This is a genomic window from Micromonospora coriariae (genome assembly GCF_900091455.1).
Taxonomy (GTDB): Bacteria; Actinomycetota; Actinomycetes; order Mycobacteriales; family Micromonosporaceae; genus Micromonospora; species Micromonospora coriariae.
Map to the genome: position 1 here is coordinate 4,862,309 of NZ_LT607412.1, position 19,289 is coordinate 4,881,597.

Annotated in this window: 13 protein-coding genes, 1 tRNA gene and 1 pseudogene; 8 read left to right on the forward strand and 7 right to left on the reverse strand. The window is 73.9% G+C overall.

Annotation, left to right across the window (positions count from 1 at the left end; translation table 11 throughout):
* Together GA0070607_RS22635 and GA0070607_RS22640 are read left to right on the forward strand one after the other, a co-directional pair.
* Window positions 1–882, forward strand: a complete 882-nt coding sequence (locus tag GA0070607_RS22635) for a phosphatase PAP2 family protein (RefSeq protein ID WP_089019992.1) — start codon at window positions 1–3, stop codon at window positions 880–882.
* On the forward strand, window positions 879–1,559 hold the full coding sequence (locus tag GA0070607_RS22640; RefSeq protein ID WP_089019993.1) for a maleylpyruvate isomerase N-terminal domain-containing protein: 681 nt from the start codon (window positions 879–881) through the stop codon (window positions 1,557–1,559). The genes GA0070607_RS22635 and GA0070607_RS22640 overlap by 4 nt, the downstream gene beginning before the upstream one ends.
* Window positions 1,560–1,565: 6 nt before the next feature.
* Here GA0070607_RS22640 and GA0070607_RS22645 read toward each other — a convergent pair whose 3' ends face one another.
* The gene (locus GA0070607_RS22645) at window positions 1,566–2,429 is read right to left on the reverse strand and encodes a DUF1028 domain-containing protein (RefSeq protein WP_089019994.1); all 864 of its coding nucleotides are present in this window, start codon (window positions 2,427–2,429) and stop codon (window positions 1,566–1,568) included.
* Window positions 2,430–2,792: 363 nt separating this feature from the next.
* Here GA0070607_RS22645 and GA0070607_RS22650 point away from each other — a divergent pair, with 363 nt between their 5' ends.
* Both GA0070607_RS22650 and GA0070607_RS22655 read left to right on the forward strand, forming a co-directional pair.
* Window positions 2,793–3,776: an LLM class F420-dependent oxidoreductase gene (locus GA0070607_RS22650; RefSeq protein ID WP_089019995.1), complete on the forward strand. Its 984-nt coding sequence runs from the start codon at window positions 2,793–2,795 to the stop codon at window positions 3,774–3,776.
* A complete protein-coding gene (locus GA0070607_RS22655) occupies window positions 3,773–4,564 on the forward strand; it encodes an SDR family oxidoreductase (protein ID WP_089019996.1) in 792 nt (263 codons plus the stop codon). Before GA0070607_RS22650 ends, GA0070607_RS22655 begins: the two co-directional genes overlap by 4 nt.
* Before the next feature lie 108 nt (window positions 4,565–4,672).
* Here the strand turns inward: GA0070607_RS22655 and GA0070607_RS22660 are convergent.
* Window positions 4,673–5,836: pseudogene (locus GA0070607_RS22660) on the reverse strand (MFS transporter); the annotation flags it as partial.
* A gap of 80 nt (window positions 5,837–5,916) precedes the next feature.
* Here GA0070607_RS22660 and GA0070607_RS22665 point away from each other — a divergent pair.
* Window positions 5,917–6,879 carry a LysR family transcriptional regulator gene (locus tag GA0070607_RS22665; RefSeq protein ID WP_089019997.1) on the forward strand — a complete coding sequence of 321 codons (963 nt, stop codon included), beginning with the start codon at window positions 5,917–5,919 and terminating at the stop codon, window positions 6,877–6,879.
* 34 nt (window positions 6,880–6,913) lie between these two features.
* Here the strand turns inward: GA0070607_RS22665 and GA0070607_RS22670 are convergent, their stop codons facing one another.
* The 5 genes from GA0070607_RS22670 to GA0070607_RS33985 form a co-directional block, all read right to left on the reverse strand.
* Window positions 6,914–9,364: a transglutaminaseTgpA domain-containing protein gene (locus GA0070607_RS22670; protein WP_408630846.1), complete on the reverse strand. Its 2,451-nt coding sequence runs from the start codon at window positions 9,362–9,364 to the stop codon at window positions 6,914–6,916.
* Window positions 9,340–10,539, reverse strand: coding sequence for a DUF58 domain-containing protein (locus tag GA0070607_RS22675; protein WP_089019998.1), 1,200 nt, complete (start codon window positions 10,537–10,539; stop codon window positions 9,340–9,342). Before GA0070607_RS22675 ends, GA0070607_RS22670 begins: the two co-directional genes overlap by 25 nt.
* A gap of 14 nt (window positions 10,540–10,553) precedes the next feature.
* Window positions 10,554–11,549: an AAA family ATPase gene (locus GA0070607_RS22680; RefSeq protein WP_089019999.1), complete on the reverse strand. Its 996-nt coding sequence runs from the start codon at window positions 11,547–11,549 to the stop codon at window positions 10,554–10,556.
* Window positions 11,550–11,577: 28 nt separating this feature from the next.
* Window positions 11,578–14,202: a fibronectin type III domain-containing protein gene (locus GA0070607_RS22685; protein WP_089020000.1), complete on the reverse strand. Its 2,625-nt coding sequence runs from the start codon at window positions 14,200–14,202 to the stop codon at window positions 11,578–11,580.
* Window positions 14,203–14,353: 151 nt separating this feature from the next.
* Entirely contained in the window at window positions 14,354–16,885 is a 2,532-nt protein-coding gene (locus GA0070607_RS33985; protein ID WP_331716428.1) for a tetratricopeptide repeat protein, read from the reverse strand.
* 234 nt (window positions 16,886–17,119) lie between these two features.
* Here GA0070607_RS33985 and GA0070607_RS22700 point away from each other — a divergent pair.
* From GA0070607_RS22700 to GA0070607_RS22710, 3 genes are all read left to right on the forward strand, one after another.
* A tRNA-Leu gene (locus tag GA0070607_RS22700) sits at window positions 17,120–17,203 on the forward strand.
* A 285-nt stretch (window positions 17,204–17,488) separates the two neighbouring features.
* Window positions 17,489–17,815, forward strand: a complete 327-nt coding sequence (locus GA0070607_RS22705; protein ID WP_089020001.1) for a hypothetical protein — start codon at window positions 17,489–17,491, stop codon at window positions 17,813–17,815.
* Window positions 17,812–18,843 carry a tyrosine-type recombinase/integrase gene (locus tag GA0070607_RS22710; RefSeq protein WP_089020002.1) on the forward strand — a complete coding sequence of 344 codons (1,032 nt, stop codon included), beginning with the start codon at window positions 17,812–17,814 and terminating at the stop codon, window positions 18,841–18,843. The genes GA0070607_RS22705 and GA0070607_RS22710 overlap by 4 nt, the downstream gene beginning before the upstream one ends.
* Window positions 18,844–19,289: the final 446 nt, after the last annotated feature.

Consider the following 19,289-nt stretch of genomic DNA (forward strand, 5'->3'; position numbering starts at 1 on the left):
ATGCGCGCGACGGCAAGGGGTTGGACCGCGGTCTGGTTGGTCGTCATGGCCCTTGTCCAGGCGGCCGCCTTCCTCGTCGTCTGGCGGGTGTCCGTGCACACCGAGGTCGGCCAGTGGATCGACACTGTCGCGCTGACCGGCAACCGGATCGGCCAGGATCGCATCGACGGCCCGGTGGACAAGCTCCTCAACGCGATGTCGGTGGTCTCCCTGCTGGCCGCCACCGCGATGATCGGGTTCATCGCGCTGATGCGGGGGCGGATCGCCCTGGCCATCACCGCGACCCTGCTGATCGCCGGAGCGAACGTCTCCACCCAACTGCTCAAGTCCGGGCTCAACCGGCCGGACTACGGCTTCGACCCGGAGCGAGCCGCGGTGGGTAACAGCCTGCCCAGCGGGCACACCACGGTTGCCGCGTCGGTGGCGATCGCGCTCGTGCTCGTGTTGCCGGCCAAGGTGCGGGCCGTCGGCGGCTTCCTCGCCGCCGCGTACGCCGCAGCCGCCGGGGTGGCCACCCTCTCCGCCGGATGGCACCGGCCCAGCGACGCGGTCGCCGCGTACCTCGTGGTGGGTGTCTGGGCGGCGCTGGCCGGGCTGGTCCTGCTCATCACCCAGCGGGAGCAGGCGCAGGTCGCTCCCGGCGACGCGCACCGGCTCGCCGCCCTGCTGCTCGCGGCCGCCGGCGTGCTCGCCCTGGTCGCCTGCCTGCTGGCCCTGTCCTGGCTGGTCGAGTTGCGCGGCACCGGGCCGGACGAGCTGAGCCGACGGCCGCTCTTCGTCGCGTACGCGGGTAGCGCCGCCGGCATCGGCGGCACGATGGCGCTGGTGATGGCGCTGATGCTCAGCGTCGTGCACCGGCTGGTGCCCCGGGTCAAGGGCTGAGCCGGGTGGTGGATCCGATCCGCGCGGCGTTCCGCGCCGAGTGCGCCCGACTCACCGGGGCCCTGACGGGGCTGGACGACGCCGACCTCGACCGGCCGACCGACTGCCCGCCGTGGACCGTCCGCGAACTGATCGCGCACGTGCGTACGGGCACGGGCCGGCTGACCGACATGCTCGCCGCCCCGGCCCCGCCGCACCCGGAGGTGGACGCCGCCGAGTACTTCGGCGCGGCGAAGTTCACCCCGGAGGTGGACGCCGAGCGGATCGCCGGCGGCCGGCGGGACGCGCGGCAGCTGGACCCGGCGGCGCTGCCGACCGACCTCGACCGGACGTGGCGGGCCGCCGACGCCGCGGTCGCCGCGGCCCCGCCCGAGCGGGTGGTCCGGACCCGGCACGGCGACGCGATGCGCCTCACCGAGTTCCTGCGGACCCGGGTCCTCGAGGTGGGCGTGCACGGGCTGGACCTGGCCGCCGCGCTGGACCGCCCGCCGTGGCTCACCGCCCAGGCGGCAACGGTGATCGTCGACCTGCTCACCGGCGGGCGGCCGGCGCCGGCCGAGTTGCGCTGGGACCGGCTGACGCTGATCCGCAAGACCACCGGGCGGGTGGCGTTGACCGGCCCGGAGCGGGCCGCCGTCAACGCCGCCGGGTTCCGCTGGCTCGCCTTCGGGAGCTGACCCGCGTCAGCTCGCGGAGCGGGGCGCGGGCACGTGCGGGGCGACGCCGCGCAGGTGCGTCAGCACCACCGGATCGATCCGCCCCGGCACCAGCCGCTCTTCGAGGTTCTCCAGCCCGGCCCAGGAGATCAACGCGCCCTCCGGACCGTCGTCGGTGACCGGGTGACCCAGAGCGGTGAGCAACGCGGCCACCTCGTCGGCCACCGCGCCGCTGAGATCCAGCAGCGTGGCCGGGTCGGGCCGGCTGAACAGCAGGGTGTGCACGGCGAGCAGCCGACCCAGCTCGGCCACCGGATCAGGGTGGTCGTCGACCCGCAGGTCGATCAGCACGTCGCTCCTGCCGCCGTACCCGCCGCCGCGCTCGACCACCAGCAGACCGGCGCTCTGCCGACCCCGCCGGTCGCCGCCGGCCTCGTCGCCGGCACGCAACGCGGCGACCAGCCGCTCGGCGAACGGCAGCGCCGAACCGGCCAGCCAGGCGTCGCCCAGCGCGTCGACGACCTCCGGACCGGTCAGCACGTTGCCCTGCGCGGCCCAGCCATCGCCGGTGCGCCCACCTGCCCACGGGTGGCAGGCCGGCCCGGTCCAGCTGGCACCCGGACCGCCGGCCCCGACGACGCCGAGCTGGCGGTGCTCCCGCTCGGCGTCGGCGGCGATCAGGCCGGCCACCACGTCGGCGGCCGGCACCCCTGTGCGCAGCAGGGTCAGCCCCTGCGGGCGGTAGGCGAGGTTGACGTGCGCCTGGGTGGCCAGCGCGCCGACCTGGGCCTCCGCGGCCGGCACGAGCGCCCCGGCGGCGAGGAACTTGCTGGCCACGACGACGCCGTGCAACCGGCCGTCGGCAGAGCGGGCCACGAGGGAGAAGGTCACCCGCCGAGATTAACCTGCCGCGCCGGCATTACATGGGCGTACCTCGATGGCTCAGAACGGCGTCTTCGGCGCCTCCGGTGGGGCGCCGCGCGCCCGCCGGGCGTCGGCGACCGCGACGGCGTCGAAGAAGAGCTCCAGGAAGGTGGCCCGGTTCGGTTCGGCGGGTCGCAGATACCGGCTCCAGGCGTCCGGCTGTCCTGGAACCCACTGTCAGCCGCCCGCGCGGTCGGTCCGGTCCACCTGGCAGTCGTAACACCGGCGCACGTGTCTGGCGGCCCGATAACGGCGAATCTGCCCGGTTCGGGGATCTTGCTCGCGGACCCGGTCAACGGGCACGATCGATCGGTGACGAATCGATGGGGCATGACTGTGCCGTTGGGCGGGATTCCGCTGGCCGACCACGCCGCGGTCTACGCGACGCTCGACCGGGCCGGGTTCACCGACGTCTGGTCGTCCGAGGTCGCCGGGACCGACGCGTTCACTCCGCTGGCGCTCGCCGCGGCCTGGCAGCCCCGGCTGCGGCTGGGGACCGCGATCACCCCGGTCTTCACCCGGGGGCCCGGGCTGCTGGCGATGAGCGCGGCGGCGCTGGCCGAGGCCGCGCCGGGCCGGTTCGCGCTCGGTATCGGCGCGTCCTCGCCGGTGCTGGTCCGCGACTGGAACGCCGTGCGGTTCGACGAGCCGTTCCGGCGCACCCGGGACGTCCTGCGCTTCCTGCGTGCCGCGCTGCGCGGCGAGACGGTGGACGAGGTCTACGACACCTTCACCGTCCGCCGGTTCACCCTGGAACGGCCCCCGGCGGTACCACCGCCGATCCTGCTCGCCGCGCTGCGCCCGGGCATGCTCCGGCTGGCCGGCGCGGAGGCCGACGGGGTCATCCTCAACTGGCTCGGCGCCGACGACGTGCCACGCGCCCTCGCCGAACTCGGCGAGCGCCGCGCCGGCTTCGAGGTCGCCGCCCGGATCTTCGTCTGCCCCACCGAGGACGCCGGGTACGCCCGCAAGCTGGGTCGCCGGCTGATCACCAGCTACCTCACCGTCCCGGCGTACGCCGAATTCCACCGCTGGCTCGGCCGCGACGAGGTGTTGGCGCCGATGTGGCAGGCGTGGGCCGCCGGTGACCGGCGCGGCGCCAGCGCGGCGGTGCCGGACGAGGTCGTCGACGCGCTCGTGCTGCACGGCTCGCCGGAGCGGTGTCGCGCCGAGGTGCGCCGCTACGCCGATGCCGGGGTGGACGTGCCCGTCTTCGCGCTGCTGCCCACCCCGGAGGTGACCGCCGGCGGTGCGGCCGCGCTGACCACCCTCATCGCCCAGTTGGGCACCGACCCCGTAGGAGCGTCGACGTGAACCTCACCGACCGGATCGTGGTGGTCACCGGCGGCGCCGGCGGCATCGGTGCGGCGCTGTCCCGCAGGTTCGCCGCCGAGGGCGCCGCCGCAGTGGTGATCGCCGACCTGGACGCCGACGCGGCCCGCGCGGTGGCCGCCGGCATCGGCCCGGTCGCGCACGCCACCGCACTCGACGTCACCGACGAGGAGCAGGTCCGCGCGCTGGTCGACGACACCGAGCGGCGGTACGGCCGGATCGACCTGTTCTGCGCCAACGCGGGCGTGACCACCGGCGGTGGGGTGGAGGTCGACGACGCCGGCTGGGACCGGGCGTGGCGGGTCAACGTCCTCGCGCACGTCTACTCCGCCCGCGCGGTGCTGCCCGGGATGCTCGCCCGTGGCGGCGGCCACCTGCTGCACACCTGCTCGGCGGCGGGCGTGCTGACCGCGGTGGGCGACGCCGCGTACACCGCGACGAAACACGCCTCAGTGGGCTTCGCCGAGTGGCTGGCCATCACCTACCGGGACCGGGGCATCCGGGTCAGCGCGCTCTGCCCGCAGGGCGTCGACACCCCGATGCTCGCGGGCGGGATCGTGGAGGGCCACCTGGGCGCCCGGGTGATCGCCGCCTCCGGTGCGGTGCTCACCCCGGACCAGGTCGCCGACGCGACCATCGCCGGGCTGGCCGAGGAGCGCTTCCTGATCCTGCCGCACCCGGAGGTCGCGGTCTACGCGCGCCGCCGCGCCGAGGACCCGGACGGCTGGCAGGCCGGCCTCCGCAAACTGGTCCGCCGCCTGGCCACCTGACCCGGCGCACGCTTCCCACTGCTCGCGGTGCATGTGTGTCCGTTTGGGCAGCAGGAGCGGAGTGGCGAGCAGCAGGATGCCGGAGAGCGTGATCGCGGCGAGCGGGCTGGTGAGCGTGGCGAGGATTCCCCAGATCGCCATGAGCGTGGCCTGGGCGAGTTTGCTGCTGATACTCCATGCGGTGAGGACCTGTGCCGCGTGGTCGGCGGGGGTGCGGTGCAGGCGTTCCGTCGCGTTGATGGGGTTGAAGACGCCCATGCAGGTGATGAGCAGGGCCTCAACGATGATCACCGTGAGGAGCCCGGGGACGCCGGGTCCGGTGAAGGCGAGACCGAGCGGGAAGATCGAGCGCAGCCAGCCGGACACGATCATGACGCGGTGGAGACCGTAGCGGGCGACGAGGCGCGGGGAGAGGCGCGCACCCGCGAAGCCGCCGAGTGCCGGGATGCCGAAGGCCAGACCGTACTGCCAGGCGGGGAAGTGGTACTGGCCGAGCAGGAGGACGGCCAGGAGCGGACTGGTGGCCATGATCAGTCCGCTGACCGTCACGGAATTGAGGAACAGACGTCGTAGGACTGTGTCGTGGAGGATGAACCGCCAGCCGTTGAGAAGGTTGGTGGGGCGCACCCTGGTCGCCAGGTCGCGGGGTGCCGCGACGTCGCTTCCGCCGATGCGGAGGACCGCGAGCGCGGACAGCAGAAAGCTGATGGCGTCAATGGCGACGGTGGTGACCGGGCCGAGCAGCCCGATGAGCGCGCCGCCGATGGGCGGGCCCGCCGCGGTCGCCACCCAGCTCGTGCCTTCGAACCTCCCGTTCGCGACGAGAAGGCGATCTTTCCTGACGAGGTGCTTCAGGTACGCCCCCGAGGCGGCGGTGAAGGCGATACCCGCCGTTCCGCAGATGACCGAGACGACCAGCAGTTGGCCGTATGACAGCAGGTCAAGGAGGTACGCGACCGGAACGCTCGCCATGGCGAGGAACCGGACCAGGTCCATCGCGATCATCACCGGACGCTTGGCCCGGTGCTCGACCCACGGCCCGAACGGAACCGCGACGACCGCGGCGACGGCAAGCCCGGCGGCCCCCAGGAGCGAGACGGCGAATGCCGGCGAGTGCAGCACCCGAACCGCGATGAGCGGGAACGCCCCGAAGGCGATCCACGTGCCGTACGTGCTGACGGCGTAGGCCGACCACAACCAGCCGAAACTGGACCCTGATCTCACGCGCACACGACTCCTCCGCGACAACCGATGTTTGGGTCCCTGAATCACATCGGCCGAGTGAGCGCAGGGTCAAACAACCGTCTTTGGGCGAGCCACAACGATCAGTTGTGCGGCCATAGGCTGCACCAATGGACACCGAGGCAGTGCGATCGTTCGTCCGGGCGGCCGAGCTCGGGCAACTGCAACACGCGGCCGACGAACTGGGCGTGACACAGCAGGCGGTCTCGAAGCGGATCGCCGCCCTGGAGCGCGAGCTGGAGGTCCGTCTGTTCACCCGTACCGCCCGAGGGGTCGAGCTGACGCTCGACGGCCAGGCGTTTCTCCCGCACGCCCGGAGCATCGTCGCGGGTGTCGAGCGTGCCGTCAGCGCGGTCAGACCGGGCTCCCGGGCCCTTCGGATCGACGTTCTCGGCCTGCGAAGCGCGCAGGCCGTCGTTCTGCACGACTACTGGCGGTCGCATCCCGAAACCAACCTCGACGTGGTGACCCTCAGGGTCAACGACCCGCGCGTGGCGGTCGCCGCCGTCGAAGCGGGCGATGTCGACGCCTCGTTCCGCACCATCACCGACCCGGCCACGCTTCCGCGCCACGTGCGAATGCTCCATGCGTTCGACTCGCCGCTGGAACTCCTCGTCGGCCCGAGGCATCCGCTCGCCTCAGCACGAGCACTGACGCCACTCCAGCTGCGCAAGCACCGGATCTGGGTGCCGGGCATCGCGCCGCGCAGCGAATGGGCCGAGTTCTACGATCAGCTCGCCACCGACTTCGACCTGCGCATCGACGCGGCAGGCCCGCACTTCGGCGACGAGGTTCTCCTGGACACCCTCGCGGACTCCGCGGACGTGGCCACCCTCGTGGGGGCGCGCGACCGATACATCTGGCCGACGAACCATGACCTACGCCGCATCCCCATCGTCAATCCGACGCTCGCCTACCCACTGTTCCTCATCCTCCCCGCGACGAACCCACACCCGGGACTCCGGGCGGTCATCAACCACTTCGGAAACCTGGCAGCCCTCCCGACGACGACGTGGCGCCCGTCCTGGGCAGCACACCGCGATGATGGCGATGCCGCGCGCACGGGACGTTGACGACGCGCGCGCCGGTGGGACCCGGCAGGGCAGGTCAGCGGCGCCGTAGTGGACCGGGGTGGATGGACCAGAGCAGCCGTCGCCACCACGGGCGGGCGGCACGCAGCCCGTCGACGTAGGTGGCGGCCACCGCGCCGGCGTGATCGGCCTGGGCCGCGGTGGCCGTGCCCGGCGCGAAGGCCACCTGGTTGAGCAGAGCGGCCAGCTCGTCGATCCCGGGGACGTTCCCGCCGGCTCCGGACCCGGCCGGGCCGCCCGGCAACTGGCCCGCGCCGGCCGGGGTCTGGTGGCCGTCGCCGTTGGCTGCCGGGTCCGGGTCGAGCGGCCTGCCGCCGGACCGTCGGAGGTGAGCGTCAAGCAGGGCCTGGCGGGCCTGACCGGCCACCTCGGTGGCCGCCAGGTCGTCGCCGATCGGCCTCCCGGCCAGGCGTAGCGCGTCGGTGACCTCCCGCCAGGCGCCGGCGATCCGCTGGCCGGGATCACCCCGGCCGAGCCGGGCGCGGGTGAGCGAGCGGCGCATCGCCAGGAGAGTGAGCAGCAGGGCCCCCACCAGCAGCAGCAGGCCACCACCGCCGCCGGCGACCAGCACCGGGGTGGACACCCCACCCTGGCCGGCAGGGCCGTCGGGGGCGGCTGCCGGTTCGGGCGACGCGGTCGGTTCCACGGTGGGCGCCGGCGCCTCCGACGGCGGCGGATCCTCCGGCGTCGGGCGGAAGTCCTCCTCCACCGGCCGCGGCTCGTTGTCCGGGCGGGGCAGCGGGTCGAACGCCACCCAGCCCAACCCGTCGAAGAGCACCTCCGGCCAGGCGTACGCGTCACCGGCCCGCACCGGCCCCTGCCCGGTGGACTCGAAGCCCACCACCACCCGGGTGGGCAGCCCGGAGAGCCGGCCGAGCACCGCGAACGCGGCGGCGAACTGCTCCGAGGTGCCCCGCTGCCCGCCAGCGTTGCGCGGACCGAAGAGGAAGAAGCCGAGGTTCGGGTACGCGTGCCCGCTCGGCGCGTCCGCCACCACCCGGTAGTGCTCGGCCAGGAACTGCTCGATCGCCGCCGCCCGCGCGTACGGGGCGCCGTTCTCCTCGGCGAGCTGCGCGGCCAGCCGGCGCATCGGCTCGGGCACCCCGTCGGCCACCCGCAGCACCCGGGCCACCTCCTCACCGGCGGGCACGTTCGCGGTGGCCAGGAGGTTGTTGTCCGGGCGTTCGCGCTCCGAGGTCACCGTGTACCGCAGCCCCGGGGTCAGCCCCTCCGGCCGGATCAGCGTCCCCGTCGCCGGGTCGTACGCCACCCGCGCGCCGCTGACCTCGCTCGGGGTGGCCACGGCGGGCAGCAGCCGGCCGCTGAGGTCGGCCACGGTGATCTGCTGGCGGACCGTCTCCACAGTGCTGTCCCGGGCCGGGGTCGCGGCCGGCAGGATCCGACCGGCGTTACGGTAGGTGGCGCCGACCCGCCAGGTCACCCCGTCGTAGTCGCTGAGCACCGCGAGGCGGATCCGCACACTGCCAGCGCCGCCGGGGCGCACCGTGCGCACGTCGAGCAGCTTCTGCTCGGGGTGCAGGGCCCACCCGGAGATCCGGATCAACGGGTTCTCGTCCAGCGTCTGCACCTGCGGCGGCTCCACGTACCGCCGAGGGTCCACCGGCCGACCGTCCACCTGCCGGGCGAGCACCGGGCCGAGCAGCGCCGTCAGCCCGACCACCAGGGCCACGCCGAGCGCCGCGGTGGCGGCGAGCCGCACCCGCACCGCCGCGCGGACCCGGGGGGCGAGGTCGGCGGCCGGGTCACCACCGGCCGGCGACCCGGTGGGCGCCGCCAGACCCACCGCGGCGACCGCGACGAACGCCAGCGTCGCCCCGATCGCCGGTTCGGCGTTCGGGCCGACCACGTAGAGAGCGGCGCCGTAGAGCCCCGCCGCCGGCAGGTAACCCAGCAGCACCCGGCCGGTGCGCAGCGCCACCTCGGCGCCGGCCAGCCCCGCCAGCCACGCGGCGACCACCGGCATCAGCACAGTGTCCGGCGTGGGCTCGACCGGAATCATCGCGGTGAGCAGGCGGGGGATGCCGTTGCGCGCGGCGTCCGCGGTCACCTCCAGCAGGCTGCCCGGCAGCTCGGCGTGGGCGGCGGCCAGCCGCAACGACCAGAGTGTCCAGCCGGCCATCGCGGCCACCGACACCGGCGCCACGAGCCACGACGGCAGCCGCCGGGCGGCCACGCTGACCAGCACCGACCCGGCCGCGGCACCGATGACCAGCCGGGCCAGCAGGTCGCCCGCGTACACCCGGCCGAGCACCACACCGGCGAGCGAGGTCAATCCGATCAACGCGAGCGGGACGACGGCGGCCCGCAGCACCCGACCGACCCCGGCCGCGCCCCGCTGCGCCGATCCGTCGGGCGGCGCACCCGGCTCCGCACGCGCCGGGTCGGCGGTGGTCCCGCCAGCACGCTGCTGGTCGACGTCCGTCACCACCGGCGCACCCCGTCCCACTCGGCGGCGAACCGCGCGCCGTCGGCCGCGTCCACCACCACCAGGCCCGCCGTACCGGCCGGCGTCGGCTCGGCCGCGCCGAACACCCCGACGACCACCGACGGGTACGCGCCGCGCAGCGCACCCACGTGCCCCAGCTCGGCGCGGCCACCCGGCCCGGTCAGGAAGATCAGCGTGTCGCCGAGCCGGTCCTGCCGCAGTCGGGTGGTGGCGGCGCGCAGCGCGTCGTCGTCGCCGGAGAGCTCGGCGGCGGCGAGCCGGTCCAGCGGCCCGAGCGGCTGGTCCTCGCCGTCCGCCGTGCCGTCGACCCGGTCGCCGCGCCCCCGCTCGACCGATATGGCGGACTCCGCGGCGACCAGCACCAACAGCACCGGCAGGTCCGCGCGGTGCGCTGCGGTGACGATCGACGCGGCCGCCTCGCAGCCCGACTCGAACGACTCGGCCACCCCTCTCACCCGCTGCGGGTGCGCGGCGGCGCGGTTGTCCAGCAGCACCACCAGGCGGGGGAGGCTGGTGTCCACGTTCTCCCGCACCATCAGCTCGCCGACCCGGGCGCTGGTGCGCCAGTGCACGCGGCGCAGTTCGTCGCCCACCACGTACTCCCGCAGTGAGTCGAAGGTGATCGACCCGTGCGGCACTCCGTCCACCCGGCCGTCGAGGCTGCGCCCCGCGCCGGTGGGCACCGCCGTTAGCGGGTGGACCCGGGGGTGTACCCACACAGGTGTGCTCGCGCCGTACGGGCGGGTCAGCGCCACCAGGCCCAGCGGGTCGCGCCGGGTCACCCGCAGCGGCCCGACCGGGACCACCCCACGGCGGTGGGTCGGCACGTCGTAGCGGACCTCGGTGTCCCGGCCGGGCCGCAGGCGCAGCAGCGGCACCGGCACAGTGCGGTCCCCACACCGGTCCTCCGCCAGCACATTCGCCGAGCGCAGCCGGCCGGTGTTGCGGACGGTCAACGTCATGCTCGCCGGCTCGCCGCGGGCCACCCGGTCCGGGTCGGCGCGGCGGGCCACCACCAGCCGGGGCCGCCAGGCCGCGGTCAGCGCCGCGTAGCCGACGGCCGCGCCGGCCGCCGCCCCCAGCAGCGTCAACTCGGGGTACGCGAACCGGAAGCCCACCCCGAGCAGAACGACGGCGGCGACGAGCAGCCCGACCCCGCGGGCGGTGATCCCCATGGCGCTGCTGCCGGTCAGCCCTGCACCGGTGCCGGCTGCCCCGACGGCAGCGGCACGGGCACCGAGGCGATGGCCTGGCGCAGCACCTCCGCCGCGGTCATCCCACGCACCTGGGCGTCCGGGGTGAGCAGCAGCCGGTGGGCGAACACCGGTTCGGCGAGCGCCTTCAGATCCTCCGGCATGATCCAACCCCGTCCGTCGATCAGCGCGTACGCGCACGCGGCGCGGGTCAGCGCGATGACGCCCCGGGGGCTGACTCCGACGCGCACGTGCTGGTGGGTGCGGGTGGCGGCGGCCAGCCGGACCGCGTACGCGTAGAGCGGCTCGGCGATGTGCACCCGGCGGGCCATCCGCACCATCTCGCCCACGGTGGCGGTGTCGGTGACCGGGGTGAGCGCCTCGGGGGAGCGGACGGTCGCGCCGCGCAGCACCTCCACCTCGACCGCCTCGTCCGGATACCCGACGGAGAGCTTGACCAGGAAGCGGTCCAGCTGCGCCTCGGGCAGCCGGTAGGTGCCGTCCATCTCCACCGGGTTCTGCGTGGCGACCACCAGGAACGGCGCGGGCACCGGGTGCCGAACCCCGTCCACGGTGACGGTGCGCTCCTCCATCACCTCCAGCAGCGCCGACTGGGTCTTCGGCGACGCACGGTTGATCTCGTCGGCGATGACGATGTTGGCGAAGACCGGCCCAGGATGGAACTCGAAGTCCCGCGTCGCCTGGTTGAAGATCGTCACACCGGACACATCCGACGGGAGCAGGTCGGGGGTGAACTGGATGCGCCGCCACTGACCCTTCACCGTGGCGGCGATGGCGCGGGCCAGGGTTGTCTTGCCGACCCCGGGCACGTCCTCCAGGAGCACGTGACCCTGCGCGAAGAGCGCGGTCAGCGCCAGCCGGACCACCTGCGGCTTGCCGAGCACCACCGCGTTGACGTTCTCGGCCAGCCGGGCGGCCAGCGCGGCGAAGCCCTGCACCTCCGGCTGGGTGAGCGGCTCGTGGGTGTTCACGGTCGGTGGTGCTCCTTGCCTGGGTGGTTCAGCAGGTGGGCAGGACGTTGATGTTGTCGCCGCCCTCCAGGTTGAGCCAGGCCCAGGGGATGTAGTTCTTCCCGCTGTACTCGACCTGCACCCACCAGGTGCTCTGCTTCTGGTTGTTGTAGATCCACGAGTCGACGTTCTGGCCCGACTTCTTGCAGTACGCCTTCAGCCGGGTGCCGGGCTTCGCCCAGCCCTCCTGCTGGTCGTTGTCCTGCCGGGTGACCCGGAAGATCTCGTTGCCGTTGCGGCCGTCGACCTCCCTGTCGCAGTACGTCCGCTGGTCGCCGTCCGGCCCGTTGTTGCAGGTCGCGACGCCGTACAGCGGGTCGGTGTCCTGCGCCCGGGTCGCGGTGCCCTTGCCGGCGGCGTTGCTGGCGGTCACCGTGAACGTGTACTTCGTGCCCGGCGTCAGGCCCGGCACCGTGATGCTGGAGCACGCCCCGGCCTTCGCCGGCTCGCCCGGCGTGCTCACCGAACAGGTGGCCTGCCCGCCGCCGGCGTCCACTGTGAACGTGACGGTCGCCGAGGTGGCGGTGGCCGACGAGCCGGTCACCGTGACCCGTGGTTCGGCGACCGTGCGGGCGGTGGTGGTGGCCTCCGGGCCCGGCCCGGCCTCGTTGACCGCCTTCACCTTCACTGTGACGTTCTGGCCGTTGCCCAACCCCGTGACGGTGGTGCGGGTGTCGGTCACCTCGCTGCTGCGCCCACCGACGTCCACCAGGTACTTGGTCACCGGTCGGCCGTTCGCCTCGGCCGGCGCCCACTGCACGGTGATCGCGCCGGGCTGGGCGGCGACCGTGCCGGCCCGCAGGTCGACCGGCCGGCCGGGCGCCGCGAACGGCACCACCGTGTTGCTGACCGGCGAGGCCGCCGAGCCGGCGCCCTTGTCGTTGACCGCGACGACGGTGAACGCGTACTGGGTGCCGAACTCCAGCTCCCCGGCGGGCACCACCAGGTCGGTCTTCGTCGACTCGCCGGCCGGCGCGTTCGTCCCCGCCGAGCTGGCCGTCACCGCGTACTTCGCGATCTTGTTGCCCTGCCCGTTGGCCGCCGGCCACTTCACCAGCACCGTGCCGTCCGGCCGCTCCTGAGCGGTGACGCTCGCGGGCGGGTCGGGCACGGCGGCGGTCGGGGTGACCGGGTTGCTGCTGCGCGACGGGCCGTCGCCCTTGGCGTTCACCGCGTGCACCGCGAACCGGTACGTCTCGCCGTTGGTCAGCCCCTTGACCTCCACCGCGCGCCGGTTGGCACCGACCTCCAGGCGCTGGCCGGCGCCCTGCACCACGTACTTCATGATCTCGGCGCCGTTCGCGGCGGCCGGCCGCCAGCTCACCCGGGCCTCGGCGTTGCCGGCGGCGGCGGTGACGCTGCGCGGCGCGCTCGGCTTGCCCACCCGCGGCTTCTTCGGCGGGGGCGGCGGCGGGGGAGCCGGCGGCGGGTCGCCGCCGAGCACGTCGTTGGCGTACTTGTTGACCTCGCGCACCTGGTGCTTGTCGTCCACCACCCGGGCGGTCGCCGAGTCGGGGGAGTTGATGAACAGGTGATTCTCCCGCACCTCCAGCTCCAGCGGCCCGTTCGCCCGGCCGCGGATGGTGTCGACCAACTGGCCACCGGAGTCGAAGGAGTAGATGGTGCCGTTGGCCTCGTCGGCACAGTAGAACCGGTCCGCCCAGGCCACCGCCGCGCTGAGCCGGTCGCCATTGCCCGGCACGGTGAACGCACGCTCCTCGCCGGCGTCACCCACCACCAGCACCCGCCGCTCAGCGGACACGGTGACCGGGACACGCGGGCCGCTGGTGCGAGCCGGCAGCGCCGCCGGACCGGTCAGCTTCAGCGGCGTCAGGTGCACCTCGCCGCGCTGCACCCGCACCAGCTTCCCAGCGGTGCGGTCGAGCACCGCCACCCCGTCGTCCAGCGTGGAGACCACCAGCTCGTGACTGGCCTCGGCAACGTCGTACGTCTCGACCCGCTCCGGACTGAGCCCGCCACCGGCCGGCGCGGCCGACGCCGGCGCGGACGGCAGCTTCGCGGCGGTCACCGCCGACACCGTGCCCTCGCTGGGCACCGCGATCCAGAGCCGGCCCTCGCCGTCGAAGGTGCCGCCGGTGATGCCCGGCGGGTAGCGGACCGGCTCTCCGACGGGCGCCAGCGACCGCGGGTCGAGCTGACGCACGATGCCTTGCACCGCGTCGACGACGAACGCCGCGTCCTCGTGCAGGGCGACGCTCACGCCCAGCCCGGGGGTGGTCCGGGTGGTCGCGGTGAGCTGCAGGGTGGCCAGGTCCAGTGAGCTGACCTGCCCGGTCTGCAGGTCGCGCAAGATCAGCAGCCGGTCGGTCTGGGTGACCTGCATCGGGTGGCGGCGAGCGTTGGGGACCTCGGTGCGGGTGTCGACGCGGGCGGTGACCCCGTTGACCCGGGCCAACTCGCTGCGCGCCGCGCTCCACAGCCAGGAACTCGCGTCGTAGTTGGCCACCGCGTTGTCCGCCGCACCCAACCCGAGGACGGTCAGCCCCATGGCCGCCAGCAGCGCGGTCACCGTGCCGATGGTCACCAGCCCGCCGCGCAGCCGGGACCGCGAACGGGGGGCGTCGGTGCGCGCGGCGTCCTCGATGCTGGCCACAGCCGGCTGCCTCCCCTGAGTCGTGGCAGGTGGCGCGCCTCGCGGCGACCCCTCCCCTGAGCCGGGTGCCATCATATGGCTCGGCAGGTGGCGGGGGAACCCGCACGGTCACCCCTGTGGATACCGAGCGTGTGCGCTGTGGACGCCCAGGTCAGCTCGGTGGGGTGCCGCGCTCCCGCTCGGTGCAGACCTGCCCAGAGGTGGCGAAGCTGTCGGTCGAGTAGACCGCCAGCACTGTGAAGCAGTAGTCCACCCGGGAGTTCAGCCCGTTGACCGTGTAGCTGGTCCGGCCCGGGTCCACGGTGGCCATCACTCCCAGCGCCTGCCCGGCCCGGCCACCGGCGACCATGAACGGCACCGCGCCCTCGGACGGGTCGGTCCAGGTCAGCGTGATCGTGACCGCGTCGTCCCGCAGCTTCAGATCACCCGGCGGTGGCCCGGCCGCCGTCGGCGCCGCCGAGGTCGGCACGGTCCCGGCCGTCGGTGGCGCGTCATCGCGACTCAGCATCACCGCGCCCAGTCCGGCCACCGCCACCACGGCCACCCCGGCGGCCACCACCGCACCGATCAGCGTCGCCCGGCCGCGGCCCGCCGACCTCTCCTCGGTGTACGCCGGCCCATACCCGTCCTGGCCGCCCGGGTGGTAGGGCTGACCCGGGTACACCGGCTGACCCGGGTGGTACTGCTGGGCCGGGTACCGCTCCTGGCCCGGATACCGCTCGGCGGCCGGTGCGGGGGCGGCCGGCGGTGCCGTCCCATCCGCGGCCGCGACGGGGCTCGACTGTCGGGCGGTCAGGTCCGGCTGGGCCGAGTCGGGCCTTGCCGGACCGCCGCTGCCCGGCCCCACGGGTGTGAACACCTCGGTCGGCGCGGGTGGCGTCACGGCCATCGGATGGGCTGGCACGCCCGGCGGCACCGCCGTGGCCCCACCGGGCTCGACCTCAGGGTGCGCCTCGGACCGGGGCCCGTCCACCACGGAACCACCCGCCGGGTCGTTGCCGGCAGTGGGCAACGGCTGCGACGGCGCGGTGCGGCTCCACGGCGGCGCGGTCAACCCCCACGGCGGTACGGGCGGCGCGCTCACCGGCGGTGCGGAGACGGGTGGGCCGGACACCGGGTAGTCGTGGCCCGGTGGTGCGGAGACGGGCTGCTCGTAGGGCGGCCCGGACACCGGATAGGGCTGGGCCGATGGCGCGGAGACAGGATGGCGGTAGCCGGGCGGCCCGGACACGGGATAGGGGTGGCCGGGCGGCCCCGACACGGGGTAGGGGAGCCCCGGTTGTCCGGACACCGGGTGGTTGTGGCCGGGTGGTCCGGACACCGGGTTGTTGTGGCCGGGTGGGGCGCTCACCGGGTGCACCGGCTCGGGAGGGGCGCTGGCGGCGGAAAGCCCGCCCGCCGCCCCGCCGGCCACGTTGGTTGACCCGCTCGCCTCGGCCGGCGTCGCGGCAGCCCGGGCCATCTCCTCGGCCAACAGCGGCTCGATCTGCTGTACCTGGATCGTCGGGGTATCCCACCGGGGAGCCGGAGACGGCGGCACCGCCGGGCCTGGCGGCGCGGCGGCCGGCACCTGGGCCGATGGTGTCGGCGGCGCATCGACCCCTGGCTGCTGCGGTTGGTCGCCCACCCGTTGGCGCGGTGGTACCGGTGACCCGGACAGTGGCCTGGGTGGCTGCTGCGGTCCGACCAGCTGCTGCGGCTCCGCCGGCTGGTTCGCCGGCCGTGGACGAGGCGACGCGTCGACCGGCGGTCGGGCTGGTCCCGGCTGCTGCTCCTCGGTGCGTTGGCGTGGCGGCGTGCGAGGTGCCGGTGCCGGGGGTACGGGAGGCGCCGTGAGCTGGGGCGCTTGAGGTGCCACCGGCGGAGGCGCAGGAGGTGCTCCGGGCTGCGGTGGCCCCGGCGTGACGAACGTCGATGCCGATCGGTTTGCCGGCTCGGTGGGCATCACGCGGGGGTCGGGAGCCGGTCCCGGCGGTGGGCCGGCATCGGTTGGCGGGGTTGGCGCGGCGGGTGCGCGTACCGCCGGAGGGGTCGATTGGGGCGCGGCCGGCGGTGCCGGTGGAGCCCAGGGCGACGCGGCGGCCGGGGGGCCGCCTGCCGACGGTCGCATCGCGGCCAGGGTCGCCAGAGACAGCGTCGGACCGGACAGCGCGGAGCGCGTCCCGGCATCGCCGGCCGGAACGGGATCGGCGGAACGGTCATCCGGGGTCAGCCGGGGCGCTGGCGGCGACGGCTGATGCTCGGCCGGTGCGGCAGCGGCTTCGCCGAGGTAGCGGCGGGCGGTGCGTACCGCCGGGTGGTGCTCCCCGAGCACGGCGGGCCCGGCGGTCGCGACGCGGGTGTAGTTGCGGCGGGCCTCGTGCCGGTTGCCCAGCTCCTCGGCGACCTCCGCGAGCTCGAAGGCGAGCGCGAGCATCGCCGGATCGGAGTGGTCCCAGCGCCGCTCGCCCGCGGCGAACGCCTCCTCCAACAACCGGCGGGCGGCGAGCGGCTCGTCCGCCTCCCGGTGCAGCCGAGCCAGCAGGTGCGTGGTGTGCAGCACCTCGGGGTGGTCCTCGCCGTACGACGGGCGGGCGGATCCGACGGCCTCCGCGAGCAGCTGCCGGGCGGCGCTGAGGTCGCCCGCGGCGCGCAGGGCGAGGGCCCGGTGCTGGGCGGCTGCCAGAGGAGAGGGATGGGGCACGTGGCAATGCTGCCGTCAGAGGCCCGCCCGACGCTACCCGGACACGCCTACGGCGGTACGTCGGTGACCCCTCTCAAGGCGGTCTGAGCAGCGGTGGGACTGCCTCGACAAGGGGGTCGGATGGCGATGTGCATGATCCACGAGTGGCGTGTACAGTAACTCCCCGTGCGGCCCGCCGGGCCGACCGTCGGGTGTCAAGATCATCCAGGTCGGCGAGGTAGGCTGAACGAGCAAGTCCGGGTGGCGGAATGGCAGACGCGCTAGCTTGAGGTGCTAGTGCCCGTATAGGGCGTGGGGGTTCAAGTCCCCCCTCGGACACAGATTTTCCGCATCTAGGCGCTGTTTTACGTGTTGGTGTTCAAGCCCGCTTGAACACCTCATCTACCCTCTGGCGTCTCTGCGGGCGACCGCCGTGCCGGGGCGGGGGTGGTCGTGGTGACCGCCTCGTTCGTGCCGCCGGTAATCCCCAAGGTGGTCCCTGGCGGTGCCGGTGCCGCTGCCGGTGCCGGTGCTGGTCCGGTGGGTCGGAGTCGACGGCCCCTTCCCGTACCGGCGTTGGAATCCAGATCCCCGTCCCCGGGAGCGACCGACACCGTCTACGCGTTGAGCGCTGTGGACAAGAGCGGCAGGGTCGCCGATCGCAGCATCGTCCGGGTGCTTGGCTGGGGGCCGGGGGCTCGCCTGGACATCCGCGAGCAGGCAGGAATCATCGTGGCCCGGCCGGCAGCCGATGGTGTCCACTACGTCGGCGATCGTGGTCACCTGCATCTGCCGTTGGCGGTGCGCCGATGGTGCCGGCTGACGGCGGGGGACCGTGTTCTGCTTGCTGCCGACCCTGCCACCGGTGTACTGGTGGCCCATCCCCTTGCCGTGCTCGACCGGCTGCTGGCCGACGTGCACGCTGCCGTGGCGGGGGGTGAGGTGGAATGAGCCAGACCGTCGCTGGCCGGGCGGAGTTGGAGGCGGCCCGGTTGCTGCTCGAGCGAATGGGCATCTCTCCGGCCGATCTGCTGCAGGTACGGCCGGCCCGTCCGCTAGCCCCGACGTTCGCCGAGTACGTGCCAGTGGTGGCCGCCGCGGTGTCGCCGGGTACTCGTCGGGCGTACGGTTCGTACTGGAACCGAGTGGTGCAGGCATGGGGAGATCGGCGTATCGACGAACCCCGACCGTCTGAGATCGAGCAGTTGCGCGCCCAGGTGCAGGCCAATGTGGTGGCGCGCCGCAACAACCGGGGCGGCCGATCGGCTGCCGAACATCTGGTCGCGGCGCTGCGCTGCCTGTACCGGCAGGCGGTGGCGGACGGGTACCTGGATGCGGCCGACAACCCGGCGTTGAAGGTGGACAAGCCACGCCGGCTGCCCAGCACCCGGCGAGCGATCGGCGACGCGCGCCTGGCGGAGATCAACGAAGTGGCGGCCAGCACGGGCGATGACCCGGGTCTGGACAGTCTGCTGATCCGGCTGCACACCGAGACGGCCTGCCGCCGTGCCGGGGCGCTGGCGCTGCGCCCGCGGGACCTGGACACCGACCAATGTCTGATCTTCCTGCGGGAGAAGGGCGGCACGGCCCGGTGGCAGCCCGTCTCGCCGACGCTGATGCGGCACCTGCTGGCGCATCATGCCGAGCGGGCTGACGGCGACCGGAACGGCAGTCTGCTGCGCTACCGCGACGGTCGGCCGCTGACCTACCGGCGTTACGACCATCTGTGGGCGCGGATCGGGCAACATCTGCGATGGGTGCACACCCAGCAGATCAGTACACACTGGCTGCGGCATACGACCCTGACCTGGGTTGAGCGCACTCACGGTCACGCCGTCGCCCGCGCCTACGCCGGCCACACCGACGGCGGCAGTGGGAGCGGCTCGACAGCCACCTATGTGCGGGCGACGTTGCACGAGGTCGCGGTGGCCTTGGCCGGTCTGACCAGCGAGGACCATCCACTCGCCGTGGAAGCCTAGACGATGGATCACCTGGTGGCCTCCCTCGACAGGGCCGAGGGAGGCCACCGTGCCTTGAGGGAAACCATCTGGCCGCCGTTGGGGAGATTGGCTGGCCGTTACATATCAGCCGCAGTGGGGGCTCCCGCCAACCGACGTCGTTACTGGCAGTGATGGGTCAGGCGACGGTCCGCTCGTTGTCTGCGGCCATGAGCGGATGCTGATGCCGCCTCGGATCCTTCGCCGCCGGGCCGACCGTGCGCGCCCTTCTGCGACGGATATGTCCTGCGCCTGTTGCCGGCCGCCGTCGAGCTGCACAAGTTTCGGCATGAGGTGACGGCTGCGGTAGCGGCCCAGCGGTGTGGTCAGCCCGATCACACTGCCGACCTGCTCGGTGGGACGCAAATCTTGTCGGTCCCGCGTGCCATCATCGAGTTACCCCAGCATGACGGGCCTCTCCTCCAGGA